General features: G+C 69.9%; 21 protein-coding genes. 7 read left to right on the forward strand and 14 right to left on the reverse strand.

What is annotated here, in order from left to right; all coding sequences use genetic code 11:
• Positions 1 to 220 precede the first annotated feature (220 nt).
• Complete coding sequence (locus OG408_RS14770; RefSeq protein ID WP_285563739.1) at positions 221 to 1,534, forward strand: PTS transporter subunit EIIC; 1,314 nt, start codon at positions 221 to 223, stop codon at positions 1,532 to 1,534.
• A 262-nt stretch (positions 1,535 to 1,796) separates the two neighbouring features.
• Complete coding sequence (locus OG408_RS14775) at positions 1,797 to 3,047, forward strand: PTS transporter subunit EIIC (RefSeq protein ID WP_266779295.1); 1,251 nt, start codon at positions 1,797 to 1,799, stop codon at positions 3,045 to 3,047.
• Between the two features lie 80 nt (positions 3,048 to 3,127).
• On the opposite strand, the gene OG408_RS14780 is transcribed toward OG408_RS14775, so the two are convergent.
• The 8 genes from OG408_RS14780 to clpS form a co-directional block, all read right to left on the reverse strand.
• Positions 3,128 to 3,880 carry an MBL fold metallo-hydrolase gene (locus OG408_RS14780; protein ID WP_326670249.1) on the reverse strand — a complete coding sequence of 251 codons (753 nt, stop codon included), beginning with the start codon at positions 3,878 to 3,880 and terminating at the stop codon, positions 3,128 to 3,130.
• A gap of 439 nt (positions 3,881 to 4,319) precedes the next feature.
• Complete coding sequence (locus tag OG408_RS14785) at positions 4,320 to 5,270, reverse strand: PLP-dependent cysteine synthase family protein (RefSeq protein WP_266779299.1); 951 nt, start codon at positions 5,268 to 5,270, stop codon at positions 4,320 to 4,322.
• The gene (locus OG408_RS14790) at positions 5,270 to 5,548 is read right to left on the reverse strand and encodes a MoaD/ThiS family protein (RefSeq protein WP_266779301.1); all 279 of its coding nucleotides are present in this window, start codon (positions 5,546 to 5,548) and stop codon (positions 5,270 to 5,272) included. Before OG408_RS14790 ends, OG408_RS14785 begins: the two co-directional genes overlap by 1 nt.
• Positions 5,549 to 5,671: 123 nt before the next feature.
• Positions 5,672 to 5,797 (reverse strand): putative leader peptide, encoded by a 126-nt coding sequence (locus OG408_RS14795; RefSeq protein WP_266786633.1) that lies wholly within the window; start codon positions 5,795 to 5,797, stop codon positions 5,672 to 5,674.
• Between the two features lie 123 nt (positions 5,798 to 5,920).
• Positions 5,921 to 6,352: a M67 family metallopeptidase gene (locus OG408_RS14800; RefSeq protein WP_285563740.1), complete on the reverse strand. Its 432-nt coding sequence runs from the start codon at positions 6,350 to 6,352 to the stop codon at positions 5,921 to 5,923.
• Between the two features lie 90 nt (positions 6,353 to 6,442).
• Complete coding sequence (locus OG408_RS14805; protein WP_266779305.1) at positions 6,443 to 7,882, reverse strand: amino acid permease; 1,440 nt, start codon at positions 7,880 to 7,882, stop codon at positions 6,443 to 6,445.
• Between the two features lie 311 nt (positions 7,883 to 8,193).
• Positions 8,194 to 8,778, reverse strand: a complete 585-nt coding sequence (locus tag OG408_RS14810) for a DUF2017 domain-containing protein (protein ID WP_266779307.1) — start codon at positions 8,776 to 8,778, stop codon at positions 8,194 to 8,196.
• Positions 8,779 to 8,840: 62 nt separating this feature from the next.
• Positions 8,841 to 9,146: an ATP-dependent Clp protease adapter ClpS gene (clpS, locus tag OG408_RS14815; RefSeq protein WP_018555894.1), complete on the reverse strand. Its 306-nt coding sequence runs from the start codon at positions 9,144 to 9,146 to the stop codon at positions 8,841 to 8,843.
• A 111-nt stretch (positions 9,147 to 9,257) separates the two neighbouring features.
• Here clpS and OG408_RS14820 point away from each other — a divergent pair, with 111 nt between their 5' ends.
• On the forward strand, positions 9,258 to 10,586 hold the full coding sequence (locus tag OG408_RS14820) for a nicotinate phosphoribosyltransferase (RefSeq protein WP_326670255.1): 1,329 nt from the start codon (positions 9,258 to 9,260) through the stop codon (positions 10,584 to 10,586).
• Between the two features lie 146 nt (positions 10,587 to 10,732).
• On the forward strand, positions 10,733 to 11,317 hold the full coding sequence (locus OG408_RS14825; RefSeq protein ID WP_266779313.1) for an isochorismatase family protein: 585 nt from the start codon (positions 10,733 to 10,735) through the stop codon (positions 11,315 to 11,317).
• Between the two features lie 25 nt (positions 11,318 to 11,342).
• Here OG408_RS14825 and OG408_RS14830 read toward each other — a convergent pair whose 3' ends face one another.
• Both OG408_RS14830 and OG408_RS14835 read right to left on the reverse strand, forming a co-directional pair.
• Positions 11,343 to 11,675 (reverse strand): hypothetical protein, encoded by a 333-nt coding sequence (locus tag OG408_RS14830; protein WP_266779315.1) that lies wholly within the window; start codon positions 11,673 to 11,675, stop codon positions 11,343 to 11,345.
• A gap of 124 nt (positions 11,676 to 11,799) precedes the next feature.
• Complete coding sequence (locus OG408_RS14835) at positions 11,800 to 14,199, reverse strand: immune inhibitor A domain-containing protein (protein ID WP_266779317.1); 2,400 nt, start codon at positions 14,197 to 14,199, stop codon at positions 11,800 to 11,802.
• A 369-nt stretch (positions 14,200 to 14,568) separates the two neighbouring features.
• Between OG408_RS14835 and OG408_RS14840 the strand changes: the two genes are divergently transcribed.
• A complete protein-coding gene (locus tag OG408_RS14840; RefSeq protein WP_266779319.1) occupies positions 14,569 to 14,910 on the forward strand; it encodes a hypothetical protein in 342 nt (113 codons plus the stop codon).
• Between the two features lie 45 nt (positions 14,911 to 14,955).
• Here OG408_RS14840 and OG408_RS14845 read toward each other — a convergent pair whose 3' ends face one another.
• Complete coding sequence (locus OG408_RS14845) at positions 14,956 to 15,627, reverse strand: RDD family protein (protein WP_266779321.1); 672 nt, start codon at positions 15,625 to 15,627, stop codon at positions 14,956 to 14,958.
• A 142-nt stretch (positions 15,628 to 15,769) separates the two neighbouring features.
• Positions 15,770 to 17,305, reverse strand: a complete 1,536-nt coding sequence (locus OG408_RS14850; RefSeq protein ID WP_326670259.1) for an RDD family protein — start codon at positions 17,303 to 17,305, stop codon at positions 15,770 to 15,772.
• Between the two features lie 241 nt (positions 17,306 to 17,546).
• On the opposite strand from OG408_RS14850, the gene OG408_RS14855 reads away from it, so the two are divergent.
• Positions 17,547 to 18,023: an SsgA family sporulation/cell division regulator gene (locus OG408_RS14855; RefSeq protein ID WP_266779326.1), complete on the forward strand. Its 477-nt coding sequence runs from the start codon at positions 17,547 to 17,549 to the stop codon at positions 18,021 to 18,023.
• Positions 18,024 to 18,067: 44 nt separating this feature from the next.
• Here the strand turns inward: OG408_RS14855 and OG408_RS14860 are convergent, their stop codons facing one another.
• Complete coding sequence (locus tag OG408_RS14860) at positions 18,068 to 19,435, reverse strand: FAD-binding oxidoreductase (RefSeq protein ID WP_266779328.1); 1,368 nt, start codon at positions 19,433 to 19,435, stop codon at positions 18,068 to 18,070.
• A gap of 97 nt (positions 19,436 to 19,532) precedes the next feature.
• Here OG408_RS14860 and OG408_RS14865 point away from each other — a divergent pair, with 97 nt between their 5' ends.
• Complete coding sequence (locus tag OG408_RS14865; RefSeq protein ID WP_326670263.1) at positions 19,533 to 21,305, forward strand: tetratricopeptide repeat protein; 1,773 nt, start codon at positions 19,533 to 19,535, stop codon at positions 21,303 to 21,305.
• Between the two features lie 117 nt (positions 21,306 to 21,422).
• Here the strand turns inward: OG408_RS14865 and hppD are convergent, their stop codons facing one another.
• Positions 21,423 to 22,568, reverse strand: a complete 1,146-nt coding sequence (gene hppD / locus OG408_RS14870; RefSeq protein ID WP_266779332.1) for a 4-hydroxyphenylpyruvate dioxygenase — start codon at positions 22,566 to 22,568, stop codon at positions 21,423 to 21,425.
• Between the last annotated feature and the right edge of the window lie 36 nt (positions 22,569 to 22,604).

A 22,604-nucleotide genomic window follows, 5' to 3' on the forward strand; every position in this document is an offset into this window, starting at 1 on the left:
CCTTCTCCCTGGTTTTTCACGAACATGCGACGGCCCACCATGGGTCCGTTTCGTCACGGTAACGCACGGTTGGCCCAACTTCGCGAGCGAGTAGCCGAACCATCACCAATGATGACGATCACCGGCGCCCTGTCTTCCGGGCGGGCTCCGCACCGTACCGCAACTGGTCTACACCAGTCTGCAACGACCGCCAAATGTGACTGGTTCCGGGAGGATGCCGATGAGCTCGACGAGCAGCGCCGCGATCCCACAGAAGAAGTGGTGGAACGGCCTCTTCCAAGGCCTCCAGAAGATGGGGCGCAGCCTTCAGCTCCCGATCGCCGTCCTTCCGGCGGCAGGCATCCTGAACCGGCTCGGCCAGCCGGATGTGTTCGGTGACGAGGGTCTGGGCTGGGACAACCTCGCCAAGGTGTTCGCGGCGGCCGGTGGTGCGCTGCTGGACTCGGGTCTCGGTCTTCCGCTGCTGTTCTGCGTGGGTGTCGCGATCGGCATGGCGAAGAAGTCGGACGGGTCGACGGCGCTGGCCGCCGTGACGGGCTTCCTCGTCTACTACGCGGTGCTGCACGCGTTCCCGGTGGACTGCGACAGCGGTTCGACGTTCGTCTCGGGCGGCACCTGGTTCGGTACGTGCGTGACGGACGACGCGCAGGTGACGGCGGCCGAGTACCAGAACCCGGGGGTGTTCGGCGGCATCGTGATGGGCCTGATGTCGGCCTGGTTCTGGCAGCGGTACCACCGGGTGAAGCTGGTGGACTGGCTGGGCTTCTTCAACGGCCGCCGGCTCGTCCCGATCATCATGGCGTTCGTGGGTCTGCTCTTCGCGGCGCTCTGCGCCTGGCTGTGGCAGCCGGTCGGTGACGCGCTGACCAGCTTCTCGGAGTGGCTGGTGGATCTGAACTGGCTGGGCTCCGGCATCTTCGGCATCGCGAACCGCGCCCTGCTCGTCTTCGGGCTGCACCAGTTCCTGAACACGTTCGTCTGGTTCCAGTTCGGTGACTACACCAAACCGGACGGGACGATGGTGCACGGTGACATCAACCGGTTCCTGGCCGGTGACCCGACGGCCGGTCAGTTCACGACGGGCTTCTTCCCGATCATGATGTTCGCACTGCCCGCGGCGGCGCTGGCGATCTATCACTGCGCGAAGCCGCATCGCCGCAAGGCGGTCGGCGGCATGATGATCTCGGTCGGTCTGACGTCGTTCGTGACGGGAATCACGGAGCCGATCGAGTACTCGTTCCTCTTCGTCGCGCCTCTGCTGTACGCGATCCACGCGGTGCTCACGGGTGTGTCGATGGCGGTGACGTGGGCGCTCGGAGTGAAGGACGGCTTCAGCTTCTCGGCGGGCCTGATCGACTACGTCATCAACTGGAGTCTGGCGACGAAACCCTGGCTGATCATCCCGATCGGTCTGGCCTTCGCCGTCGTGTATTACGTGATCTTCCGGTTCGCGATCACCAGATTCAACCTCCAGACGCCGGGCCGCGAGCCCGACGAGGTGGAGGAGGAACTGGAGAAGGACCTCACGAAGTAGCTGCTCACGGGGCGAACGCCCTGTTCGGCCAAGGCCCTCGGACCCACCGGTCCGGGGGCCTTCGGCATGTCACTGTGCGTGGGTGATGGCTACTGCGAAGTAGTCGGAAATTGCAGGTTCCTTATCTAACCCTCACCGTGCTACAACTGGTCTACACCACTCAGTGGTCCAGACCACGCGCCGCTTCTGCGGCGCGTTTCTCGAGTCGTCGCCCACCCAAACACCCTGTCCCTGGCGGCGCCTTGCCTACTGGAGGAAGTTGATGAGTACGGCCACCGCCACGGCGGCCCCCGCGAAGAAGCGGGGCTCCGGCCTGTTCCAGGGCCTGCAGAAGGTGGGACGCAGCCTCCAGCTGCCGATCGCCGTGCTGCCGGCCGCGGGCATTCTGCTCCGTCTCGGCCAGCCCGACGTCTTCGGTGACGACGGCCTCGGCTGGCACAAGGTCGCCTCCGTGTTCGCCACCGCGGGCGGCGCGGTCTTCGACAACCTTCCGATGCTCTTCTGCATCGGTGTCGCCATCGGGTTCGCCAAGAAGTCGGACGGCTCCACGGCACTGGCCGCGCTCGTCGGCTTCCTGGTCTACAGCAACGTCCTCAAGGCCTTCCCGGTCACCGAAGCGGTGATCCAGAAGGGCGCGGACACCGCGGCGACGTACAACAACCCCGGTGTCCTGGGCGGCATCCTGATGGGTCTCGTCACGGCGATCCTGTGGCAGAAGTTCCACCGCACCAAGCTGGTCGACTGGCTCGGCTTCTTCAACGGCCGCCGTCTCGTCCCGATCATCATGGCCTTCGTCGGTGTGATCTTCGGTGTCTTCTTCGGCCTGGTCTGGGAGCCCATCGGTGAGGGCATATCCAACTTCGGCGAGTGGATGACCGGCCTCGGTTCCTTCGGTGCCGGCCTCTTCGGCCTGATCAACCGCGCGCTGCTGCCCGTCGGCATGCACCAGTTCGTCAACACGGTCTCGTGGTTCCAGCTGGGTGACTTCACCGACGCGACGGGCGCCGTCGTGCACGGTGACCTGAACCGCTTCTTCGCCGGTGACCCGACCTCGGGCCAGTTCATGTCGGGCTTCTTCCCGATCATGATGTTCGGCCTCCCGGCCGCCGCCATCGCCATCGCCCACGCCGCTCGCCCCGAGCGCCGCAAGGCCGTGATGGGCATGATGATCTCCCTCGCGCTGACCTCGTTCGTCACCGGTGTGACCGAGCCGATCGAGTTCTCGTTCATGTTCATCGCGCCGCTGCTCTACGCGATCCACGCGGTCCTGACCGCCCTCTCGATGGCCGTCACCTGGGCGCTCGGCGTGCACGCCGGATTCACCTTCTCGGCGGGCTTCATCGACTACGCACTGAACTGGAACCTGGCCACCAAGCCGTGGCTGATCATCCCGATCGGTCTCGTCTTCGGAGCCATCTACTACGTGCTCTTCCGCTTCGCGATCACCAAGTTCAACCTCACCACCCCGGGCCGCGAGCCCGAGGAAGAGGTCGAGGACCTGACCAAGGCGTAAGCCCCGTCGGCCCCGCGACAGCTCGAAGCCCTCACCTTCCCGGCGGAAGGTGAGGGCTTCGTCGTACGCGGGACCGGACCCTAGATCTCGTACACCGCGCCCGGCACCGCCAGCTCCGTCGGTCCGGCGAAGACCTCGCGGGCGTCGGACAGGTTGCGGTCGGCGTCGGTCCACGGCGGGATGTGGGTGAGGACCAGGCGCCCCACCCGCGCCCGGGCGGCGAGCTCACCCGCCTCGCGGCCGTTGAGGTGGAGGTCCGGGATGTCCTCCTTGCCGTGCACGAACGACGCCTCGCAGAGGAACAGGTCGGCGCCCTGCGCCAGCTCGTCCAGGGCCTCGCAGGTGCCGGTGTCGCCGGAGTACGTGAGCGAGCTGCCGCCGTGCTCGATGCGGATGCCGAACGTGTCGACGGGGTGGCAGAGCTTCTCCGTACGCACCGAGAAGGGGCCGATCTCGAACGAGCCGGGCTTCAGCGTGTGGAAGTCGAAGACCTCGCTCATCGCGTGGTCGGACGGGGTGTCGGCGTGGGCGGTGGTGAGCCGCTGCTCCGTGCCGTCGGGACCGTAGACCGGGATGCGGGCCGGGCGTCCGCCGTCGTGCGGGTAGTAGCGGACGACGAAGTACGCGCACATGTCGATGCAGTGATCGGCATGGAGATGACTGAGGAAGATGGCGTCGAGGTCGTACAGACCGACATGGCGCTGCAGCTCGCCGAGGGCGCCGTTGCCCATGTCGAGGAGCAGCCGGAAGCCGTCGGCCTCTACGAGGTAGCTCGAGCATGCCGATCCCGTGGACGGGAACGAGCCGGAGCATCCGACGACGGTGAGCTTCATGGAGCGTGAACCTCCGAGACGTGGGAACGGGGAGGGTTCGTGCGGATCGTTGAGCGTTTGTTGAGCGTAAGGCGCGAAAGAGCCGGTCGCTCCTTCGGGGCGTGCCGTTGTGGGGGAACTCACCTGTGCTGTCACCGGTTCGATGGAAGCGGGGCGTCCCCGGGGGGGGTGCGCCCGGGGCGGGTGCGCCTGCGGCGGGCCTGTTCCCCGCCCCGCCCCTTCCCGTATCCGGGGCTACGCCCCGGACCCCGCGCCTCGAACGCCGGCGAGGCTGACTTTCGCGGCTGCGATTCGCCCTGCGGCGGCAAGATCAAGCCCCTCCGGCGGTTGAGGAGCGGGGGTACGGGGGCAGCGCCCCCGCAGAACGGCGGACGCCGGGGGTCCCGGACCGGTGTGGTCCGAGGCCCCCGGCGTCCGGGTGGGCGAAAGGCGCGGGCGGCTACGCCCAGAGCTGGCCCTGGAGCGTCTCGATCGCCGCTTCCGTCGTGGGCGCGGTGTAGACGCCCGTCGACAGGTACTTCCAGCCGCCGTCCGCGACGACGAAGGCGATGTCGGCCGGCTGCCCGGCCTTGACCGCCTTGTTGCCGACACCGATCGCGGCGTGGAGCGCGGCGCCGGTGGAGACGCCCGCGAAGATGCCCTCCTGCTGGAGGAGTTCGCGGGTGCGGGTGACGGCGTCGGCGGAGCCGACGGAGAAGCGGGTGGTGAGGACCGAGGCGTCGTAGAGCTCGGGGACGAAGCCCTCGTCGAGGTTGCGCAGGCCGTAGACGAGGTCGTCGTAGCGCGGCTCGGCCGCGACGATCTGGATGCCTTCGACGTGTTCGCGCAGGTAGCGGCCGACGCCCATGAGGGTGCCCGTGGTGCCGAGGCCGGCCACGAAGTGGGTGATGGAGGGGAGGTCGGCGAGGATCTCGGGGCCGGTGGTGGCGTAGTGGGCGCCCGCGTTGTCCGGGTTGCCGTACTGGTAGAGCATCACCCAGTCGGGGTGCTCGGCCGCGAGCTCCTTGGCGACGCGGACGGCGGTGTTGGAGCCGCCCGCCGCCGGGGAGGGGATGATCTCGGCGCCCCACATGGCGAGCAGGTCGCGCCGCTCCTGGGAGGTGTTCTCCGGCATCACGCAGACGATGCGGTAGCCCTTGAGCTTGGCCGCCATGGCGAGCGAGATGCCGGTGTTGCCGCTGGTGGGTTCCAGGATGGTGCAGCCGGGGGTGAGCCGGCCGTCCTTCTCCGCCTGCTCGACCATGTGGAGCGCGGGGCGGTCCTTGATCGAGCCGGTCGGGTTGCGGTCCTCCAGTTTGGCCCAGATGCGGACGTCGTCCGACGGTGACAGCCGCGGCAGGCGGACGAGCGGGGTGTTGCCCACTGCGGCGAGCGGGCTGTCATAGCGCATCAGTTCATGCCGCCGGCGACGGCCGGGAGGATGGTGATGTTGTCGCCGTCGCTGAGCTTGGTGGAGATGCCGTCGAGGAAGCGGACGTCCTCGTCGTTGAGGTAGACGTTCACGAAGCGGCGCAGCTGGTCTCCGTCGACGATGCGCTCACGGATGCCGGTGTGGCGGCTCTCCAGGTCCGTGAAGAGGTCGGCGAGGGTGTCCCCGTTGCCCTCGACGGCCTTGGCGCCGTCGGTGTAGGTGCGGAGGATGGTCGGGATGCGGACCTCGATGGCCATGGCGTGGGCTCCTGTCGAAGCGGAGTGGTGGCGGTGGGCGTGGGGCGCGCGGCTCTGCCCCCGCGCAGGGGGTGGTGCGTGAAGGGTGGCGTCGGGTGGGGCGGCGCCGGGCCCCGGCCCTGCTCAGGCCTCGGGGCGGGCGGTCCGGTGGTTCGTACAGATCGCGCTGGCGAGCCGGCACAGGTCGACGTGCAGGCGCGCCACGAGCAGCATGCCCGGCGTCTTGTCGCTCACGTCATGGGGAACCATGCGCTCATCGTATCGATTCCCGGTCCGGGATCCGGAATGTGATCTCACCTGGTGGATGGTTGGCGTTCAACAGGTGGACAGGGCCGGGCCGGCGGCCCTGTCCGGGCGTCGCGGGTGCCGTGGTCAGGGGGCGGGGTACGCCTCGACCACCTCGACGTCCTCCTCCGTGATCTCGCCGTCCACGATGCGGTACGAGCGGAACTGGAAGGGCCCGGACCCGTCCGTGTCGGCGGTCGAGACGAGGACGTAGTGGGCGCCGGGCTCGTTGGCGTACGTGACGTCGGTGCGGGAGGGGTAGGCCTCGGTCGCCGTGTGCGAGTGGTAGACGATCACGGGCTCCTCGTCGCGGTCGTCCATGTCGCGGTAGAGCTTGAGGAGGTCGGCCGAGTCGAATTCGTAGAACGTGGGCGAGCGGGCCGCGTTGAGCATGGGGATGAAGCGTTCGGCGCGGCCGGTTCCGGCGGGCCCGGCGACCACGCCGCACGCCTCGTCGGGGTGGTCCTCGCGGGAGTGCGCGACGATCTGGTCGTACAGAGCCTGGGTGATGGTCAGCATGGCGCCAGGATAGGACGACGGGCCCTCACGTACCGAGGAGTGGTACGTGAGGGCCCGCATCGTGGAATCGCCCTGGCGGGGGCCTTCGGCTCAGCGGCCGGCGAAGGCCTTGTTCCCGGGGTTGCGGGCCTTGAGGACCAGGTAGGAGACGCCGAGGATCAGGGCCCACAGCGGGGCGCAGTAGAGCGAGATCCGGGTGTCCTTGTCGATGCCCATCATGACGATGACGACGCCGATGAAGGCGAGGGCGAAGACGCTGGTGTACGGGGCGCCGGGGGCCCGGAAGGTGGACTGCGGGAGCTCTCCGCGGTCGGCGAGGCGGCGGTAGCGGATCTGGCTGATCAGGATCATGATCCAGGCCCACATGCCGGAGATGGTGGCGAAGGAGACGACGTAGGTGAAGGCGTCACCGGGCCACTGGTAGTTGATCCAGACGCCGACGAGCATGAGGGCGGCCGAGACGGTGGTGCCGACGAGGGGGGTGCCGCTCCTGGTCAGGCGGGTGAAGACCTTCGGGCCCTGGCCGTTGAGCGCGAGGTCGCGGAGCATGCGGCCGGTGGAGTACATCCCGGAGTTGCAGGAGGAGAGCGCGGCGGTCAGGACGACGAAGTTGACGATGCCCGCGCCGAGCCCGAGGCCCATCTTCTCGAAGGCTTCGACGAACGGGGAGACGTCCGGCGAGAACTCGGTCCAGGGGACCACCGAGAGGATCATGATGAGGGCGCCGACGTAGAAGACGGCGATGCGCCACGGCACGGTGTTGATGGCCTTGGGCAGGACGGTCTTGGGGTCCTTGGACTCGCCCGCGGTGACGCCGACGAGTTCGACGGCGAGGAAGGCGAACATCACGATCTGCAGGGTCATCAGGGTGCCCTTGATGCCGTGCGGGAAGAAGCCGCCGTCGGCCCAGAGGTGGGTGACGGACGCGGTGTCGCCGGCGTCGGAGAAGCCGAGGGTGAGAATTCCGGCGCAGATGAGGATCATGCCGACGATGGCGGTGACCTTCACCATCGAGAACCAGAACTCGAGTTCACCGAACAGTTTCACGGAGATCAGGTTCACGCCGTACAGGATGATCGTGAAGATCAGTGCGGACACCCATTGTGGAATGTCGAACCAGAACGTCATGTACTGGGCCGCGGCGGTGACTTCGGTGATTCCGGTGACGACCCAGAACAGCCAGTAGGTCCAGCCGGTGACGAAGCCGGCGAAGGGGCCGATGAATTCCCGGGCGTATTCCGAGAAGGAGCCCGAGACCGGGCGGTACATGAGGAGTTCGCCCAGGGCCCGCATGATGAAGAAGATCACCAGGCCCGCGATGGCGTACGCCAGGATGAGGCTGGGTCCGGCCTTGGCGATGGCTTTGCCCGCGCCGAGGAAGAGGCCGGTGCCGATGGCACCGCCGATCGCGATCATCTGGATCTGGCGGGCGCCGAGAGCGCGCTGGTAGCCCTCGGCGGACGTGGTGGCATCCGCGGCTGCGGCGTGCGGGCCGTCCGGTCCCTTGTCGTCGATCTGCGCCGATGTCATGTGTGCGCCTTTCTCCACGCTGATCCGAGCCTTTGCGGCTGCGGATCAGGTCCTGATCCCCCCGGATATGGATGGAGTGCTGCCGGTGGTTGCCGGACTCGTCGCGCCTACCCGGGAACAGGGGTGGCGTCCCCGAGTGGTCGTGAAGATTTATCACGGGTCCCTCGGCGATCCACCGGACATTATGTGGCGCACGCCACAGGAAAAAGCGGACAACGGTGTTCAGGCGCTGCAAAAAAGACCGATCAGGTGACGCGATCGTTATTCGGATTTGAGGGTCCGTTGAGCGAACACACCCCGCTCCGGACGGGCTAGGGCATCAGCGTTTCGACGAGGGTCTCCTGGAGCGCTCCGAGCCAGAGGTAGGCCATGACCATGGGCTTGCGCGGATCGCTGTCGGGCAGCCGGTAGAGGGAGCCGTCCTCGCCGCCGTCCTCGTCGGAGACCTCCAGCCGGGTGCCGATGGTGAGCCTGAGGTCGTTGAGGGAGCCCAGCCAGCTGCGGCACTCGTCGGGGCCGAGGCTGAGCACGGCGGCGCCGTCCCCGGCGGGTGTGAGCGCGTCGAGGGTGCGGACGACGAGGAGGGCGTCGTCGCGCTTGCGGGTGCGCAGGTCGTTCTCGGTGAAGCGGCGGAACTCGGAGGAGGCGGCGCGCAGTTCGCTGTCGTCGTCGCCGTAGGCCTCGGGGAAGAGGCGGGCCAGGGCGGGGTCGGACGGCGGTTCGCTGGGGCCTTCGGCGAAGAGGGCGGCGAGCGGGTCCTCGCCCTCGGCGGGTTCGTCGCCGGGGCCGATGAGTTCGAGCAGCTGCACGGCGAGGGAGCGCAGGATCGCGATCTCCACCTCGTCGAGCGCGACGGCCGCGCCGCCGCCGGGGGTGGCCTCGAAGTGGCCGGCCATGGGTTCTCTCCGATGGTGGTCGGGCGGGGCGGGGGCGGAGCGTGCGGGTGCCGGGAGGGGCACTAGTTGCGGTCCTGGGTGAGGGTGGCCCACAGTCCGTAGCCGTGCATGGCCTGGACGTCGCGTTCCATCTCTTCGCGGCTGCCGCTGGAGACGACGGCGCGGCCCTTCTGGTGGACGTCGAGCATCAGCTTGTGGGCCTTGTCCTTGGAGTAGCCGAAGTAGGCCTGGAAGACATAGGTCACATAGCTCATGAGGTTGACCGGGTCGTTGTGGACCAGCGTCACCCAGGGGACGTCGGGCTCGGGGACAACGAGGTTCTCCTCGGCCGATTCGGGACGTTCGATCTCTACGGGGGCGACGCTCACCTACCCCATGCTGCCACTCGGGAGGGGGCATCGCACAAACGGCCCCGGCAGCGCGCCGGGCGCGGCGCCTACATCTCGTCACTTTGACGAAATAGGGGTAGCATCCCCGGCATGAACTCAGCGGACCTTGGGCGACGGGTCGGTGTGCCGTCGACCGCGCTCTTCACCGACCAGTACGAGCTCACGATGGTGCAGGCCGCACTGAAGGCCGGCACCGCCGGCCGGCGCTCGGTCTTCGAGGCGTTCACCCGCCGGCTGCCCGAGGGGCGGCGCTACGGCGTCGTCGCGGGCATCGGACGGGTGCTGGACGCGGTGGAGAACTTCCACTTCGACGACGAGATGCTCGCCTTCCTGCGCGACCAGCACATCGTCGACGGGCCGACGCTCGACTATCTGGCGGACTACCGCTTCAGCGGCGACATCTGGGGCTACCCGGAGGGCGAGGTGTACTTCCCGGGCTCGCCGATCCTGCGGGCCGAGGGCTCCTTCGCCGAGTGCGTGCTGCTGGAGACGGTGATCCTTTCGATCCTCAACCACGACTCGGCGATCGCCGCGGCGGCCTCCCGGATGTCGGCGGCGGCGGGCGGCCGCAGGCTGATCGAGATGGGCGCCCGGCGCACGCACGAGCTGTCGGCGGTCGCCTCGGCCCGTGCCGCGTACATCGGCGGCTTCGACACCACGTCCGACCTGGCCGCGGGCTTCCGCTACAACATCCCGACCGTCGGGACGAGTGCTCACGCCTTCACCCTGCTGCACGACTCCGAGCGGGACGCGTTCCGGGCCCAGGTCGACTCGCTGGGGCGGGACACGACGCTGCTGGTCGACACGTACGACGTCACCGCGGCGGTCCGTACGGCGGTCGAGGTGGCCGGTCCGGAGCTGGGAGCGGTCCGGATCGACTCCGGTGACCTGCTCCTGGTCGCGCACCGGGTGCGCCAGCAGCTGGACGAGCTGGGCGCGACGGGCACGAAGATCGTGGTGACCTCGGACCTGGACGAGTACGCCATCGCCTCGCTGGCCGCGGCGCCGGTGGACGCGTACGGGGTGGGCACGCAGCTGGTCACCGGCAGCGGGCAGCCCACCTGCTCGATGGTCTACAAGCTGGTGGCCCGCGCCTCGTCGGCCGATCCGGCGGACGAGCTGCTGCCGGTGGCGAAGAAGTCGATGGGCGCGAAGTCCTCGATCGGCGGCCGCAAGTGGGCGGCGCGCCGGCTGGACGAGGACGGGGTGGCCGAGGCCGAGGTGATCGGGACCGGTCCGGTGCCGCCGGAGCTGGCCGGCCGGCAGCTGCTGGTGGAGCTGGTCAGGGGCGGCGAGGTGGTCGCCCGGGAGCCGCTGGACGCGGCGCGGGAGCGGCACATCGCGGCGCGGGCGGGGCTGCCGATGTCGGCGATGCAGCTGTCGCGGGGCGAGCCGGTGCTGCCCACGGAGTACGTGTGAGCGCGGGGTGGGGTTCGGCGCGGGGTGCCGGGGCGCCCGTTGATCGCTTTGTCCTCAATTGCCGGACGGGCTTGATTGTGCCGTCCGATTCCCTAGGCTCGATGCCACCCCCGTGACCGCCTCTCCCCCACCGAAGGACACCCGCCATGCACCGCGCCTTGATCGTCGTGGACGTTCAGAACGACTTCTGTGAGGGCGGGAGCCTCGCGGTGGCGGGGGGTGCCGATGTCGCCGCCGCCATCACCGACCTGATCGGTGAGGCCCAGCCCGGCTACCGGCACGTGGTGGCCACCCGTGACCACCACATCGATCCCGGTGACCACTTCTCGCAGGCGCCGGACTTCGAGCACTCCTGGCCCGCGCACTGCGTCGCCGGTACGGAAGGGGTGGGCTTCCACCCCAATTTCGCCCCGGCGGTCGCCTCCGGCGCGATCGACACGGTCTTCGACAAGGGTGCCTACGCGGCCGCGTACAGCGGCTTCGAGGGCCAGGACGAGAACGGTGTGGGGCTGGCCGAGTGGCTGCGCGACCGCGGGATCACCGAGGTCGACGTGGTCGGCATCGCGACCGACCACTGCGTGCGGGCCACCGCCCTGGACGCCGTCCGTGAGGGCTTCGCCACGCACGTACTGCTGGATCTGACGGCCGGCGTCGCCGAGGCGACGACGGACCGGGCACTGGCCGAGCTGCGGGACGCGGGCGTGGTGCTCTCGGGCAAGCCGGTGGTCTGAGCCCCGGCCCGCCCGGCTGTCCGGTTCAGCTCTGCCGGGCCGGCAGGGCGGGCCGCAGCAGGGCCCGGATCGGGTGCCAGAGCTCCTGGGCCCGCTCGGGTCTCGCGCGCCACAGGACGCCGTCGGGGTGGTGCAGGACGGCGGTGATCTCGTCCGGGGTGGGCGGCTCGGCGTTGCCGCGGAGGTAGACGGCGCGCAGGCCCAGGTTCCGCAGCCGGGTGAGGGCCCTGGCCCGGTTGGCCGCGTGCACCAGGACGCGGACCGGGGTGCCCGGTCCCACGCCCTCCGCCGGGCTCGGCAGCGTGATCGCGACGACCACACTGCCGTTCGGCAATTTGCTGAATCCTCCGCCTGCCATGCTCCACGCTCCCCCGTGAGACGTCGTGTCAATAAGAAACCGAATAAGAGGCACCTAAACACGATCGGCCGCCGCCCGCTAGAGGGCGACGGCCGATCATGCTCTGACCTGCGGTGTTACCGGATTACTTGTGCGAGGGACCCACCTGGACGGTCATCGTGGAGCCGCTGAGCGGCTCGCTGATGATCGAGATCCGGGTGTTGGTGTCAGTAACCTGCACGCTTCCGGTCTTGTTCTCCTTGTACCAGTAGGTGCCCTTGTGGTCGTCGAAGACCGGAACGCCGAGCTGCGGCTTGATCTTCGTGGCCACGTCACCGTTGTGCAGCGTGAAGCCGTCGGTGGGGTACCAGCTGAACGGGGCGTCGAAGGGCTGGATCTTGTTGCGAAGGATCGTGCCGTCCGACCACTTGAGCGGCTTGGCGTGCGCGTCGATCGGCAGGATCAGGCCCTGACCCGGGTGGGTCGAGACGTTGTTGTCCTTCTGCGAACCGTCCCACAGCCAGATGAGCAGGCCGTTCTGGTACGGGTAGTGCTCCACCCAGTCCGGACGGGTGTTGGCGAAACCGAAGTTGTACGGGCCGACCTTGAGGGTCGTGTCGTACGAGACGTACTGGCGGTTCTCCGCGATGTAGCGCTGCGGGTAGTCCTTGGTGAAGGACGCACCCACCCGGGAGAAGCCCTTGACGGTCCAGCCGTTGTCGTCGCCCTCGGCGTTGTCCGTGAAGAGCGCGGCACCGTCGGCGTTGACCGCGATGGTGTCGGCCGCGAAGCCGACGCCGCCCGCGCCGCCGTCGGTGGCGTAGCGGAAGCGGATGTCGATCTTCTTGCCCGCGTAGGCGTCCAGCGAGTACGAGAGCTTCTGGTACTTGCCGGAGACGTCGGTCAGGGCCGGCTTGTCACTGGCGTCGCGCGGGATGGCCTTGCCGTCGGCGGTGCCGTCGATCGCGGTCCAGCTGGTGCCGCCGTTGTCCGACACCTCGGTGTAGAGGTAGTCGTAGTCCTTCTCGATGTCCCACCAGCCCGAAAGGTCCAGGGACGCCTTGGACTTGCCGGTCAGGTCGACCGGACGGGACAGGGTGTTGTTGAGGTTGTCGCCCGCGTCGCTCCACCACTGCTTGGCGCCCTCGGCGGGCGTCGTGACGGCGGTGGTGACCGCCTTGTCGGGCAGTTCGACGACGAGCGCCTGCTTGTTGCTGGTGTTGTACTCGGACACCCCCAGCTTGTGGGTGGACTTCGTCGCGGCCTTGGCCACGTCGTAGTCCAGCCAGCCCAGCTGGAACTTGTCCCAGGCGGTCATGTCGCCGGGCAGGTCACCGATGCTGTTCTTACCGGTGCCGAGCCAGGAACCGGCCGACATCAGCGACCAGAAACCGACCGAGTTCTCGGCGGTGTTGGTCGTGTCGTACAGGTCCGGCAGGCCGAGGTCGTGGCCGTACTCGTGGGCGAAGACGCCCAGGCCGCCGTTCTCGGGCTGCGCGGTGTAGTCACCGACCCAGATGCCGGTGTCACCGATCTGGGTGCCGCCGGCCTTGTTGTCGGCCGGGCCGGTGGCGCCGGCGTTGGTGCCGTACGCGTACCAGCGGTGCGCCCAGATGGCGTTGGTGCCCTCGGCACCGCCGCCCGCGGACTCGTCCTCGCCGGCGTGCACGATCTGGAAGTGATCGATGTAGCCGTCGGGCTCGTTGAAGTTGCCGTCACCGTCGAAGTCGTAACGGTCCCACTGGTCGTACTGGGCGAGATCCGCCTTGATCTGCTCGGGCGTACGGCCCTTGGCCTTCTGGTCCGCGGCCCAGGCGTTGACGCCGTCCTTGATCATGTCCCAGGCGTTGGCGCAGTTGGTCGAACCGCAGTAGTTCGAGCCGTAGCGTGCCTCGTTGTACGGGACCTTGACCCAGTCGGAGACCTCGCCCTCGACCGAGTAGCGCCCGGAGGACGTCTTCTCGTAGTACGTCTTGAGCGAGTTCTTGCCGGCACCCTCGCCGAAGTACAGGTCCTGGAAGTGGGCCTGGTTGTAATCGGCCTGCCAGGCGGTGCTGTTGTCCTTCTTGGGGTCCGGCTTGGCTATCTTGTTGTGCGCCGGGCCCGGCGTGCCGCCGTACTTCGGGACGGCGGGCTTGGGGCCGTCGCCGTCCGGGTCGAACATGGTCGTGTTGTCGACCTGGTTGCCGAACTCCACCAGCACGGTGAAGATCTTGTCGGTCTTCTCGCGGCCGAGCTCGACGTACTTGTTGTCGTCGAGCTTGACGACCTTGGAACCGCTGCGCGCAGTCACCTTCTTGTCGCCGGATATGACCTGTTCCAGGGCGGCCTGACGCTGGGCGTCCTGCTGCTTGCTGAACGGGCCGTCCAGGTTGTGCGCGTCGCCCTTGGCCGACCCCGGGTCCCGGCGGTCGATGGCGGAGGCGGCGGTACCTGACGCCTGGTCATCTGCCTGAGCTGTGGCGAAGGCCGATGCGGTGGCGGCGGTCGCGGCCATGGCCACGACAACCGCTCCGGTGCGAAGCGCCCGTCTCTTAATGATCACGTGATGCAGTCCTCCCCGGCGCCCGCGGCTACGGCCTGGGAGTGTGAAGGGGCCGCGCGCGGAAACGCGTCACAAGTGACGACATTCGACCGGAGTTACGGAAGAAAAGACAGACCTTGACTTGAACAGACCAAGTGCACTATGCAGGAGCACATTTCCGCTATCCGGACGACTCCGACACCCCCAACCGGCGCGCTGAATCGGCCGATCGGCGCGCGGCATGACTCCGTGCGCCCCCCGTGCACCGGTACCGTGGGTTAGGTGACGCTTACTACCCGTTCCGCTCGGGCATCCACCGTCGTAGAGTCACTCGACAGCGAGACCGTGTCGAGAGACCGCCCATCCGACGTCCCGAGGACGGATACCGCCATGCCGCGTCCCACTGCTGCACAGCTCTCCTACGGTTCGGTGACCGTCGTCTTCTCGACCCTCGCCATGCTGCTGCTGTCCCGTACCGAATCGGGCATCGGCATCTCCGTCATCGGCACGGCCGCGCTCGCGCTCGGCCTGCTGGTGGCCGTCACCGTTCCCCGGCCCGCCCGAGGGAACACAGCGAAAGCGGCGAGGACGACCGCCACGGTGTCCGCACACCGTGACGCCGTCCCCGCCGATGCCGGGACCGAGGGCCGCACCCTCGACCCCGTACAGAGCAGGATCCCGGCCGCGCGCACCGCTTCGGAGCGCGTCGGCGAGCACTCGCTGCGGCGCTGACCGCCACCGCCGGAGGGGTGCCGACACACCCTTCCGGCCGGTCCGTCAGTTGGTGACCACCACCACCGTCTTGGCCGCCTTGTCCTGCAGTCCCTGCTTGTAGGGCTTGTCCGTGAACATCAGCACGATGTTGATCAGCCACCACAGGCACGGGCAGCACAGCAGCGCCGGCAGCCACAGCACCACGGCCCGCAGGAACGCGCTGCCGGTGTCCGGCACCCTGCCGTCGTTGAGCATCGCGACCCGCAGCTTCAGCAGCCGCTTGCCCAGGGTGCGGCCGTCCTTGTGCGTGAAGTACGTGTCGTAGGCGACGTAGACCACCAGGGCGATCAGCGACCAGAGCAGCTGATGCCCGCTGTAGGTCTGGGCGAAGATGTCGCCGACGTCGTCGTCGTTGTTGTTGTCCGACATCTCGACCGCGCCGCCCCAGGGCAGCGAGATCAGGTACAGCGGGATCGAGATGATCAGGAAGTCGATCAGCCGGGCCAGGATCCGCTTGCCGGGTTCGGCCAGCGGCGGCATGCCCGCCAGCGGATCGGTCCCGCCGGCTCCCCCGGCGCCGTAGGGGCCGGGATCGTACGGCGGCGGCGGCGGAGGGGGCGGGGGCGGCGCACTGCCGTAGGGCGAGCCGGATGACGGCGGCTGGGGCTCCTGCGGCCTCTTGAGGAACGGGTCGTCCTCGGGCGGCTGACCGGACGTCGGCTGATCGTTGCTCATGGGGGCAGTGCACCCCGCCGCACGGGCCCCCGCAACGGCTCAGGTGCGTTCGGGGGAACGGGATCCGTCCGACGGCCCTCACCCGAAGGGCCGTCAGCCGTGCGGGTCGCTCCCGCGCCGCTCCGGGACGCGGGCGCCCCGCTCAGCCGGCGACGAAGGTGCGCGCCGCCTTGTCGTGCCAGCACTGCCGCCACGGCCGGTCGAACAGGCACCACGCCACGTTGGCCACGCCGATCACCAGGAGGCCCAGCACCCCGTAGACCAGCCAGCGGCGCAGGGCGGCGCCGAAGCCCGGTGCGTCGTGGGACTCGATGTCCCGGACGTCGAGCCCGCAGAGCTTCTTGCCGAGCGTACGGCCCCACTTCACGGTCGGCAGCACCTCCAGGAGGACGCCGAGCACCAGGAAGACGCCGAGGACGACGCCCGCCAGACCCGCGGTGGTGGAGTCCAGCAGCCAGACGGTGACCGTCTCGCCGGACAGCTTGGCCGCCTCGATCTTCTCGTTGACATGGTCCGCCGCCCGCGTCGCGAGCGGCACCGAGACGGCGCCGACGAGGGCGCCGAGCACCACCGTGTCGATGAGCCGGGCGGCGAACCGCTTGCCGAGTGCGGCCGGCCGGGCCGATGTCCGGGCCGCCGCGAGCTGCTGGAAGTGGTCGTTGACCGGGGGCTTCCAGGGCACGACGGGCTGGTCGGGCTGCGGGGACTGCTGCGACTGCTGCGGGAAAGCGGGCTGTTGCTGCTGCGCGGGCGCCTGCGGCTGCGGCCCGGCGGGCTGTTCGGGCCGGGCCAGCTGATGGACCTGCTGCGCCCAGGAGGCGGAGCCGCCGCCGGGGCCGGGCGTGAGCGGGCTGTTGAGCTCTCCGGGGACGGCCGGGGGCGCGGACTGCCGGGGCGGTGCCGGGGCGGGCACAGCGGGCTGTGCGGAGGGCTGCGGGGCGGCGGGCGCGGCCGGGGCGTTGCCGGGTGCGATCGCCCGGATCGACATCGTGCCCTCGGTGGACGGCTGCTGAGCGTCGCGCGGGCCCGGCGCGCTGCCGGCCGGGCCCACGGCCCGGATGGTGACGGTGCCGTCGGCGGGCGGGCGCCCGGTGTCACCGGTTCCGCCGCCGGGGCGGGCGGGGCGGCCGACCCGGATGGCGACGGTGTTCTCCGGGGTCTGGCCGCCGCCGTCGCGCATGCCGGGCAGCGCGCCGCCGGTGGGGTCCGCGGGGGCGGGCCGGCGCGGGTCGGCGGGGGCCCGGTCCGCCGGGGCGGCGTCGGCCGGGGTGCGGGCTTCGGGCGAACCGCCCGCGGGCGTCCGCGGATCGGCGGTCTGCGCGGTCCGGGGCTCGGGGTTCCCGCCCCAGGAGACCCGCCGGTCGCGCTCGCCGCCGAAGCCGTTCTGCCGGGAGACGTCGGCCTGCCAGGCGGTGGCCGGTTCCGGGCGGTTGCCCTCGTACGGCTCCTCGTCGAAGAAGACCGGACCGGTCTCGTCCACCGCGGCGGGGGCCGGCGGTGCCGTCTCGTCCTCCGGGGGTGCGGCGGGCATCGGTTCGCCCTGCTGCGGGGCGGGCCGGCTGGTGCCGGGCACCCAGGAAGCGCCGTTCCAGTACCGGACGTATCCGGGAATGGACGGGTCGGGGTAGTACCCCTCGCGGGGTCGGTCGTCACCGGGTGCCGGGGTTGGGGCGCTCATCACCGTGGTCCCGTATCTCTTCGAGGCCTTGGACCGGCCGGCAATCGGGGGGCGGTCCTCATACAAGGGTCCACATCTATCAGACACCCGCCTGTCACCGGGCCGGTCCTGGTGTTTGGGCCACTTTCCGGTCACCGCGAAATATTTTTCCCCAAGTCGCGTAATGGATGGCGGGGAGGGCGCTCTCTCCCTGTGCGGCCGGTCGTGGGACCGGCCCACAGGCACCGAAAGGACGCACCTCATGGACACCGTCGTGGAACGCGAGCTGGAGCTCAAGCTGGTCCTGTCGCCCGAGCGCAGCATCCCCGTGCCCGCCCGGCTGACGTATCGCACCGACGACCCCTACGCCGTGCACATCACCTTCCACATCGGCTCCGACGTCCCCGTGCACTGGACGTTCGCCCGCGATCTGCTGGTCGAGGGCGTGTTCCGGCCGTGCGGGCACGGGGACGTACGGATCTGGCCGACCAAGATCGACCGGCGCAGCGTCATCTGCGTGGCGCTGACCTCGCCCGACGGCAACGCCCTGCTGGAGGTGCCGTCGGTGGCGGTGGCCACCTGGGTGGAGCGGACGCTGCGCGCGGTTCCGCCGGGTACGGAGACCGAGCGGCTCGGCATCGACGAGGCGCTGGCCGAGCTGCTCGCTCCGCTGCCGGCCGACGACCTGTGGCTCAGTGACCCCTGGCCGTCGGACGAGTCGCAGGACGGGGAGAGTTGAGAGGGCGGCCGGGGCGCCGGACGGGCCCGGCCCGGAGCCGGGGGTCAGAAGACCTTGCCCGGGTTGAGGAGCCCCAGCGGGTCGAAGGCCTGCTTGATGCCCCGGTGCAGTTCCACGCTCACCTCGCCGAGTTCCCTGGCGAGCCACTCCTTCTTGAGCACGCCCACACCGTGTTCGCCGGTGATCGTGCCGCCGAGTTCGAGGCCGAGCGCCATGATCTCGTCGAAGGACTCGCGGGCCCGCCGGGACTCGTCGGCGTCGGTGTGGTCGAAGCAGACGACGGGGTGGGTGTTGCCGTCGCCCGCGTGCGCGCAGACGCCGATGGTGAGGTCGTACTTCTCGGCGACGGCGGCGGTGCCTTCGAGCATGGCGCCGAGCTGCGAGCGCGGTACGCACACGTCGTCGATCATCGTCGCCGACTTGACGGTCTCCAGGGCGGTGAGCGACATCCGCCGGGCCTGGAGCAGGAGGTCGGACTCGGCCGCGTCCTCGGCCGGGACGACCTCGGTGGCACCGGCGGCGGTGCACAGCTCGGCGACGGCGGCGAGGTCGGCCGAGGGGTCGGGGGTGTCGAAGGCGGCGAGCAGGAGTGCCTCGGTGGACTCGGGGAGGCCCATGTTCGCCATCTTGTTGACCGCGTGGACCGTCGTACGGTCCATCAGTTCGAGGAGTGACGGTGTGTGACCACGTTCCATGATCCGGCAGATGGCGTCGCAGGCGCTCGCGGCGCTGGGGAACTCGGCGGCGAGGACGAGCTGCTGGGGAGGCTGCGGCTTGAGCGCGAGCACGGCCTTGACAACGATGCCGAGGCTGCCCTCGGAGCCGACGAAGAGCCGGGTGAGGTCGTATCCGGCGACGCCCTTCGCGGTGCGGCGGCCGGTGCTGAGCAGGCGCCCGTCCGCGAGGACGATGTCGAGCCCGAGGACGTATTCGGCGGTGACCCCGTACTTCACGCAGCACAGGCCGCCGGACGCGGTGCCGATGTTGCCGCCGATGGTGCACGTCTCCCAGCTGGAGGGGTCCGGCGGGTAGTACAGCCCGTGTTCGTTGACCGCCCGGGAGAGCACCGCGTTGACGACGCCCGGCTCCACCACGGCGATGCGGTCGACGGGGCTGATCTCCAGGATCCGGTCCATCTTCACCAGGGAGAGCACGATGCAGCCGTCGGAGGCGTTGGCCGCGCCGGACAGGCCCGTGCGGGCGCCCTGGGGGACGACCGGGACGCGCAGCGCGGTGGCCGTGCGCATGATGTGCTGGACCTGCTCGACCGTGCGGGGCAGCGTGACGACGGCCGGTGTGCCCGCCTCGCAGAAGCTCGCCATGTCGTTGGCGTAGGAGGCGGTGATGTCCGGGTCGGTGATGAGGGCTTCGGCCGGCAGGCCCGCGCGCAGTAGTGCGAGAAGATCGTCCATGATCCAAGACTGACACCCGGGCCCATTGGTGTGAACCCGTATGCGGCAGCGTTCGTAAGACGCGGTGTGCTCTTCGTACTGACGCAGAGTGATCGGCATGGACGTCACGCCACAGCAGCCGCCGGCCGATCGCCCCGTACCGGGCCCGGACCACTCCGCCGACACCGCCTACGCCCCGCCCTGCGAGTCCCCTCCCGCCCTGCCGCCGGACGCCGCGTCCCTGGCCGAACCGCCGCCCGCCTCGCTGCGCACGACCCTGCGCCGGGCCGCGTTCGGTGTGGTGGCGGGGGCGGTGCTGGTGACGGGTGCGGTCGTCGCGGTGCCCGATGGCGACGAGGACGCGGCGCCGCCCGTACCGGGTCCGGTCTCGCGGGCGATGGCCGCGACGGCGGCCGGCTCCCCCGCCTCGCTCTCCGATCTGACGGCGCTCATCGGGGACCGGCAGAAGTGGGTGGGCACGCATCCCTCGGACGCGCGGTCGTGGGCGGTGCTCGGGTCGGCGTACGTGGAGTGGGGGCGCCGGGCCTCGGACGCGGCGTACTACACCCGGGCCGAGCAGGCGCTGAAGCGGTCCCTGAACGTGGAGCCTGGCGAGCGCGGCAACGAGGCGGCCTGGGTGGGGCTGGCCTCCCTGGCCAACGCCCGGCACGACTTCGTCACGGCGAAGAAGTGGGGCGAGACGGTACGGTCCCGGCAGCCCAAGCAGTGGACGGTGTACCCGGAACTGGTCGACGCGTACAACGGCCTGGGCGACTACAAGTCGGCGACGACGGCGGTCGAGAAGTACGCCGCGCTGCGCTCGGGCGTGCCCGCGCTCGGGATGACGGCGGACATGTACCGGGACCGGGGCTGGCGCGAGGACGCGCTGGCCACCGCGCAGGACGCGGTGAACCGGGCCAAGACCCCCGCGGAGAAGGCGGCCTGTCTGTCCCGGCTGGGCGAGCTGGCCTGGGAGCGGGGTGAGCCGCAGGAGGCGGTCGCCCAGTACGGGGCCGCGCTGCGCACCGACCCCGCCCACCACCCGTCCCTGGCCGGCCGGGCGCGTGCGCTGGCGGCCCTGGGGCGTACCGACGAGGCCCAGCGGGACTACCAGGCGGCGCTGACTAAGTCGCCGCGCCCGGCGTACATGCTGGAACTGGGCGAGCTGTACGAGTCGCTCGGCCTGGACGGCGACTCGGTCAACCAGTACACGCAGTTGCGCAGGGCGCTGGCCAGGACGAAGGCGCAGGGGGTGGACGACTCGCTGCTGCTGGGCCGGTTCGAGGCGGCGCACGGTGACGCGAACGCGGGCGTCGAGCTGCTGCGGGCGGAGTGGGGCCGCGGGCACCACAGCGCGGCGGTGGCCGATGCGCTGGGCTGGGCGCTGCACCGTTCGGGCGATCCGGACTCGGCGCTGGAGTACGCGGAGCAGGCGGTCGACTCGGGCGGTCAGAACGCGGGGTACGCGTATCACCTGGGCATGGTGCAGCGGGCGTTGCAGGACTTCGGTCCGGCCCGCCGCCATCTGGAGGAGGCGCTGCGCACCAATCCGCAGTTCTCGCCGCTGGACGCGCCGCGGGCGCAGGAGGCACTGGACACGATGGGGCTGCCGCCGGCCGGCGGTCCGCAGGACATGCAGCCGGCCGCACCGCCCGCCCCGCAGCCGCCGCAGGAGCCGTCGCCCGCCCCCGAGCCGGAGTCCGGCCCCGCGGAGCCCGCGGCGCCGCCCGGGGAGCCCGGTGACGCCCCGGCCCCGGCGGCGGGCCCGCCGGGACAGAAGGCGAAGCCGGCCGCGCCGAAGGCCGCACCCGAAAAGGCCGGCGGCGCGACGCACACTCCCACCCGCACCCCGCCGAAGCCGCCGGCACCGCACGCGTCCCCCGGGCACTGACGCGGGGCGCCGCCCCCGCACGCCGCGACGGGCGGGCCGGAGTTCCGGCCCGCCCGTCGCGGTGTTCCCCCGTCGTGGGTGGATCAGTGGTGGCCCTGGACCGGAAAGGGCCGTGGATCAGAGGTTGCCGCGCTTCTCCTGCTCGCGCTCGATCGCCTCGAAGAGGGCCTTGAAGTTGCCCTTGCCGAAGCCCATCGAGCCGTGGCGCTCGATCATCTCGAAGAAGACGGTCGGCCGGTCCTGGACCGGCTTGGTGAAGATCTGCAGCAGATAGCCGTCCTCGTCGCGGTCGACGAGGATCTTCAGCTCGCGCAGGGTCTCCACGGGCACCCGGGTCTCGCCCGCCCACTCGCCCAGCGTGTCGTAGTACGAGTCGGGGGTGTCGAGGAACTGGACACCGGCCGCGCGCATCGCCTTCACCGAGGCGACGATGTCGTTCGTGGCGAGCGCGATGTGCTGGACGCCCGCGCCGCCGTAGAACTCCAGGTACTCGTCGATCTGGGACTTCTTCTTGGCGACGGCCGGCTCGTTGATCGGGAACTTGACCTTGAGCGTGCCGTCGGCGACGACCTTGGACATGAGCGCGGAGTACTCGGTGGCGATGTCGTCGCCCACGAACTCCTTCATGTTGGTGAAGCCCATGACCTTGTTGTAGAAGCCGACCCACTCGTTCATCCGGCCGAGCTCGACGTTGCCGACGCAGTGGTCGACGGCCTGGAAGAAGCGCTTGGCGGGCGGCTCGACGATCGGGTCGGCCGCGGCGTAGCCGGGGAGGTAGGGGCCCTCGTAGCCGGTGCGCTCGACGAGGGTGTGGCGGGTCTGGCCGTACGTGGCGATGGCGGCCAGGACGACGGTGCCGTGCTCGTCCTTCACCTCGTGCGGCTCGGTCAGTCCGAGTGCGCCGTGCTCGACCGCGTAGGCGTACGCGGCGCGGGCGTCGGGGACCTCGATGGCCAGGTCGACGACTCCGTCGCCGTGCTCGGCGACGTGCTCGGCGAGGAAGCGGCCGTGGTCCGTGGACGCCCTGATGACGGAGGTGAAGACGAAGCGGGCGGAGCCGTTGGTGAGGACGTAACTGGCGGTCTCGCGGCTGCCGTTCTCCGGTCCGGAGTAGGCCACGAGCTTCATGCCGAAGGCGGTCGCGTAGTAGTGCGCGGCCTGCTTGGCGTTGCCGACGGCGAAGACGACCGCGTCCATTCCCTTGACCGGGAAGGGATCGGCCTGCCGCGCTGTCCCGGGAGTGCTGTGCATCGTCTCTGTCATGCCCGAAGCGTCGCGCCACTTCGCAAGGTGCGCAAC

This window comes from Streptomyces sp. NBC_01257, from assembly GCF_035917255.1.
Classification (GTDB): domain Bacteria; phylum Actinomycetota; class Actinomycetes; order Streptomycetales; family Streptomycetaceae; genus Streptomyces.

Excerpts from the sequence above, each read along its gene's own strand:
- OG408_RS14770 (WP_285563739.1), top strand. The coding sequence starts at position 221 with ATGAGCTCGACGAGCAGCGCCGCGATCCCACAGAAGAAGTGGTGGAAC.
- OG408_RS14775 (WP_266779295.1), top strand. The coding sequence starts at position 1,797 with ATGAGTACGGCCACCGCCACGGCGGCCCCCGCGAAGAAGCGGGGCTCC.
- OG408_RS14780 (WP_326670249.1), bottom strand. The coding sequence starts at position 3,880 with ATGAAGCTCACCGTCGTCGGATGCTCCGGCTCGTTCCCGTCCACGGGA.
- OG408_RS14785 (WP_266779299.1), bottom strand. The coding sequence starts at position 5,270 with ATGCGCTATGACAGCCCGCTCGCCGCAGTGGGCAACACCCCGCTCGTC.
- OG408_RS14790 (WP_266779301.1), bottom strand. The coding sequence starts at position 5,548 with ATGGCCATCGAGGTCCGCATCCCGACCATCCTCCGCACCTACACCGAC.
- OG408_RS14795 (WP_266786633.1), bottom strand. The coding sequence starts at position 5,797 with ATGGTTCCCCATGACGTGAGCGACAAGACGCCGGGCATGCTGCTCGTG.
- OG408_RS14800 (WP_285563740.1), bottom strand. The coding sequence starts at position 6,352 with ATGCTGACCATCACCCAGGCTCTGTACGACCAGATCGTCGCGCACTCC.
- OG408_RS14805 (WP_266779305.1), bottom strand. The coding sequence starts at position 7,882 with ATGACATCGGCGCAGATCGACGACAAGGGACCGGACGGCCCGCACGCC.
- OG408_RS14810 (WP_266779307.1), bottom strand. The coding sequence starts at position 8,778 with ATGGCCGGCCACTTCGAGGCCACCCCCGGCGGCGGCGCGGCCGTCGCG.
- OG408_RS14820 (WP_326670255.1), top strand. The coding sequence starts at position 9,258 with ATGAACTCAGCGGACCTTGGGCGACGGGTCGGTGTGCCGTCGACCGCG.
- OG408_RS14825 (WP_266779313.1), top strand. The coding sequence starts at position 10,733 with ATGCACCGCGCCTTGATCGTCGTGGACGTTCAGAACGACTTCTGTGAG.
- OG408_RS14830 (WP_266779315.1), bottom strand. The coding sequence starts at position 11,675 with ATGGCAGGCGGAGGATTCAGCAAATTGCCGAACGGCAGTGTGGTCGTC.
- OG408_RS14840 (WP_266779319.1), top strand. The coding sequence starts at position 14,569 with ATGCCGCGTCCCACTGCTGCACAGCTCTCCTACGGTTCGGTGACCGTC.
- OG408_RS14845 (WP_266779321.1), bottom strand. The coding sequence starts at position 15,627 with ATGAGCAACGATCAGCCGACGTCCGGTCAGCCGCCCGAGGACGACCCG.
- OG408_RS14850 (WP_326670259.1), bottom strand. The coding sequence starts at position 17,305 with ATGAGCGCCCCAACCCCGGCACCCGGTGACGACCGACCCCGCGAGGGG.
- OG408_RS14855 (WP_266779326.1), top strand. The coding sequence starts at position 17,547 with ATGGACACCGTCGTGGAACGCGAGCTGGAGCTCAAGCTGGTCCTGTCG.
- OG408_RS14860 (WP_266779328.1), bottom strand. The coding sequence starts at position 19,435 with ATGGACGATCTTCTCGCACTACTGCGCGCGGGCCTGCCGGCCGAAGCC.
- OG408_RS14865 (WP_326670263.1), top strand. The coding sequence starts at position 19,533 with ATGGACGTCACGCCACAGCAGCCGCCGGCCGATCGCCCCGTACCGGGC.
- hppD (WP_266779332.1), bottom strand. The coding sequence starts at position 22,568 with ATGACAGAGACGATGCACAGCACTCCCGGGACAGCGCGGCAGGCCGAT.